Source organism: Vagococcus acidifermentans (genome assembly GCF_003987655.1).
Classification (GTDB): Bacteria; Bacillota; Bacilli; order Lactobacillales; family Vagococcaceae; genus Vagococcus_B; species Vagococcus_B acidifermentans.
In genome coordinates, this window is record NZ_NGKC01000029.1 from 1 (window position 1) to 4,064 (window position 4,064).

Here is a 4,064-nt window from a genome sequence, read left to right on the forward strand (position 1 = left end):
ATTTGCTGTTTAAATTCCTTGGTAAATGTCCGTCTCGGTCTACGTTCTGACATGTTGATTCCTCCAGTGTGTTTTATTATAGTTTACACACCTTATTTTTATTGTCTAGTCCAGTGTAGCCTGTCCATGTTCATGTTCAACATGTACATGTACGTGTTCTGCTTCAACTGCTACTGAAACAAAAGAGTAGAGTTAAAAATGAAAGGGGATTTATTCCCCTTTTTTAATAGGTGGTGTATACAAAATGGATTCCATTTTAACGATAAATAAATTGAAAATAGAAAAGAGCAACAAAGTAATATTGGATATAGATCAAGAAATAGCAATTCTACATAAAGATAAAGTAGCAGTTTTAGGAGAAAACGGTGCTGGAAAAACAACGCTAATCAATGCTATTTTAGGAGAAATTAATTTTGAGGGAAAGATAGTAAAGAACTTTGACAAACTAAGTTGTGGCATTGTTTTTCAAGAAAACTCTTATAATGATTTATTAAAAGTTAATGAACTAATAAAGCTTGTTCTACCTTTGAAAAGAGAGGAATTATCTCATTTTTTAGAAAATTATGAGTTGGAGGACTTGAAGAAAAAGTACATTAAAGATCTTTCTGGCGGAGAAAAACAACGACTGACACTAAGTCTTGTGTTGGAAAGCAACAAATCGATCTATTTTTTTGATGAACTTACATCAGGCTTAGATTATAAAAAAAGACTTTCATTATTAGCTATGATGAAGAGAAAAGTCATTAATCAAACAGTTATAAATGTAACCCATTATTTTGATGAAATTGAAAATTGGGCGACAAAAATTCTTATGCTAAAACAAGGACAGCTAATTTTTTTTGGATCAGTTGTAGATTTTTTTTCAAAGTTCGCACATTGTTCTATTGTGAAAATTGATTATAATGAATTTTCAAAATTAAAAGAGACTACTATTAAGAATGTAGATCACACTGATACTGGAGATGGTGAGGCATTTATTTGTTCAAGTCCTGATCTTCAAATAAACATAGAAAAAATTCTTGAAGAGAACAGTATCAATTACACTGTCATTAAACAAAGCATATACACAACCTATTTAGTCGCCTATTCAATGACTGAAACTACAAGTAAATTAGTTACGGAGGTGAGAAAATAATGAGGTATTTAGGGACGAGTATTAAGTTACAATTTCGTATTCCAGTATCCATCTTTTTTTCATTATTGTTTCCGTTAATTATGATGTTTGCGATGGTTACATCATATGGGAATTTTGATATAGGGAATGGTTTTCATTTTGTAGACAAATATTTTTTAATCAGTACAGGTATGGGAATGATGCCGATTTCCTTGATTAGTTTTCCTATATGGTTAGGTGAGAGTATTCAAAATCAAAGTTATAAACGTCTGGAGTATTTTGGATTAAGCACACACAATATGATTGTTTCAGATGTTTTCTCCTACGCGTTATTAACCTTGTTGAGCGTTGTCGTCAATATTTTATTTGGTTTTTTTATGTATGGATTGCATATTCCAAGCATCGGTTATTTCTTATCGTATATCGTGCAATGTTTATACTGTAACTTTGTTTTACTTATTTTTGGGGCAATAATTGCACTGTTAATAAAAAATACAAGGATATTGATGCCGATAGGGATGGTCTTGTTATTTAGTTCTTATATTTTCACAGGTGCATTTTCTTCGTTTTCACATCTCCCAACGTCATTCCAATCAATTGGAAGATTTATCCCAATGAAATATGTTATGAATGATTTTTTTGATGTTTGGGCTGAAAAAACAGTGTTTATTCAAGATTTTTTAGTGTTGAATACTATTTTGGGAGTAGGCTTAACATGTATCCTACTTGCTATTCTTGTTGTAGCACAAAAGAAGAAAAATTAAATTGGGGAAGGGAAGAGATACATTAATGAAAAAGAAGTTTAACAATCCAACGACTCGTGTTATCGCATCTATTATTTTAGGAATTATTTTAGGAGTTTTCGTTTGCTTTATGGCAATTCGCTCTGGATATACTTATATTAAAAGTTCTTCTTTAACTGAATATAGTGTAAACATTTTTGGTTTTCCTATTTTTGATATTCAAAAAGTGGGGAATGAATTTAAAGGAACACCAAATAATAGTAACATGATGTTTGTCGGGATCATATTTTCAATGGTGCTAGCTATCGTAACCGAGGTTGTTATAGCTTTAAAAAATAGAAAAAGTAAGGAGGATGACAAATGATTGATTTTGAGAAAAAAGGTTTTTTCAATATCCATACACTGCTAACAAAAGATGATGAAAATCTATCAAATAATGATAATAAACACATATATTCTCAAATGATGTTTGGAAGTACAACTTCTCCTATGTTGAGCTATTTGTTAAACTTGAATAAGCAAAATTTAAATGATTTTAAAAGTATTATGTTTTATAATGAATCCAATTTAGCTTCGTTAATTAACGAAGCTAAGGAAGCCGAAGAGTTGTTGGATAAAGATACTATTGATTTATCTAAAACATCAAAAAAAATTAAAACTCAATTTTCTAAAGTTCTTGAAAAAAGACATAGTACAAGAGAGTTTGTATATGAACTGATGGATTTTGGAACATTTTCTACTATTATCAAATTTTCTTTTGGCTTAGGAAGTCGGCAACTCGTGTATGATGATTTAATAGCTACAACTAGACATTATTCTTCAGGTGGTGGATTGTATCCGATAGATATTTATTTGTATATAAATAATGTTTCTGGTATTTCAAAAGGTATATATAAGTATCAACCTTATTCTCACAGTCTGTACCCGTTGGATATTGAGAATGTGGATTCAACTTATTTTTTTGTTGGAGACAACATTGACGTTATCAATATGAATTTTTGCGTCTTTTTTGAATACTCCATAAACAAGAATTTTGTTAAATACGGTGAACTGTCATTGTTGAACACGCTTGTAGAACTAGGAGGAATTTCTCATAATTTTGACTTGGTTTGCCAGTCCATGGATTTTACAAGTTGTCCAATAGCTGGATTCAATAAATCTGTTATTGAAAAGTTATTATACTTGGATGGGGTAAATGATCACATTGTATTTACCAATATTTGTGGGAAGGAATAGATAATATGAAAACGTATATAATTAAAAATGGAACAAAGATTATAAGTAATGAGAGTGAGTTTATATTAAAACGCGGTGTAATTCATAAGAGTGAACTAGTTATTAATAAAGAAGATAGCTCAAACGACTTTGTTAAAGCATTTCAAGAACTAATTGAAAAGAAAACCATTTCTATTTCTAAGGAATATGCTATCTATGATGATTTTAAAACTCTAACTAAATTTGGATTTTTAACATTTGCTAAAAAAGAATTGAAAAAGCCTTTAGTTATAGTTGAAGATGAACTTGTTGAAAAAGTAACAAGCTATTTGGGGAACCATTCCAAAGTAATTTCAGCATCAGAGTTTTTAACTTCCAAGGAAATTGATTTGCTAAATGAAGATAAAAACATATTGAAATTGTCAATTATTATAGAGCAAAAAAGATCAATATTAAAGGATTTTGAACAGGTTTATCTACTTACAAGAATGCTTAATTTATCTCTTTTACGAGGATTTAATAAGCTGATGAAGCTAACTGAAACGATTAACACCATTGCTTTTTTTGATAATGAGAATGTATTTATCACATGTATAGAGCACGGGGAAACCGGTTGTTACGAGTGTTTAGAACAACAACTAATGAGTCACTTTGAAGGGTTCGCAGATAGTTATATCGAACAAAGAGATATGGATGTATCTTCTTCAGAATTACTTTTTGCATTATCAATAGTGAAAAAAGAATTTGACAATATTAATATATATGGGCAATCCTCTCTTTTGGAAAATACTATTCACTTTAACATGAATAATTATGAATATTCGTTTAATACTAACAGAATCCAAAGCTGTTGTTCCAACTGTGCGATAAAGTCCATATAATTGTGTAAAAGATAAAAGGCCATGTAACAGCCCTTTTACGGTACAATGTTTTTAACCACAAAAACATACCTAGGAGGACTTTACATGACCCAAGTACATTTTACACTGAAA

At 30.1% G+C, this 4,064-nt stretch carries 5 protein-coding genes; all 5 read left to right on the forward strand.

Going from position 1 to position 4,064, the window contains the following annotated elements; all coding sequences use genetic code 11:
• Positions 1–244 precede the first annotated feature (244 nt).
• Genes CBF27_RS13895 through CBF27_RS13915 form a run of 5 tightly spaced genes read left to right on the forward strand, consistent with a single transcriptional unit; the run spans position 245 to position 3,953 of the window.
• Complete coding sequence (locus CBF27_RS13895) at positions 245–1,135, forward strand: ATP-binding cassette domain-containing protein (protein ID WP_126815299.1); 891 nt, start codon at positions 245–247, stop codon at positions 1,133–1,135.
• A complete protein-coding gene (locus tag CBF27_RS13900) occupies positions 1,135–1,878 on the forward strand; it encodes an ABC transporter permease (protein WP_126815300.1) in 744 nt (247 codons plus the stop codon). The genes CBF27_RS13895 and CBF27_RS13900 overlap by 1 nt, the downstream gene beginning before the upstream one ends.
• 25 nt (positions 1,879–1,903) lie before the next feature.
• Positions 1,904–2,221, forward strand: coding sequence for a DUF5963 family protein (locus CBF27_RS13905; RefSeq protein WP_126815301.1), 318 nt, complete (start codon positions 1,904–1,906; stop codon positions 2,219–2,221).
• A complete protein-coding gene (locus CBF27_RS13910) occupies positions 2,218–3,093 on the forward strand; it encodes a SagB/ThcOx family dehydrogenase (RefSeq protein ID WP_126815302.1) in 876 nt (291 codons plus the stop codon). The genes CBF27_RS13905 and CBF27_RS13910 overlap by 4 nt, the downstream gene beginning before the upstream one ends.
• A gap of 5 nt (positions 3,094–3,098) precedes the next feature.
• On the forward strand, positions 3,099–3,953 hold the full coding sequence (locus CBF27_RS13915; protein WP_281273714.1) for a bacteriocin biosynthesis cyclodehydratase: 855 nt from the start codon (positions 3,099–3,101) through the stop codon (positions 3,951–3,953).
• The last annotated feature ends 111 nt before the right edge of the window (positions 3,954–4,064 follow it).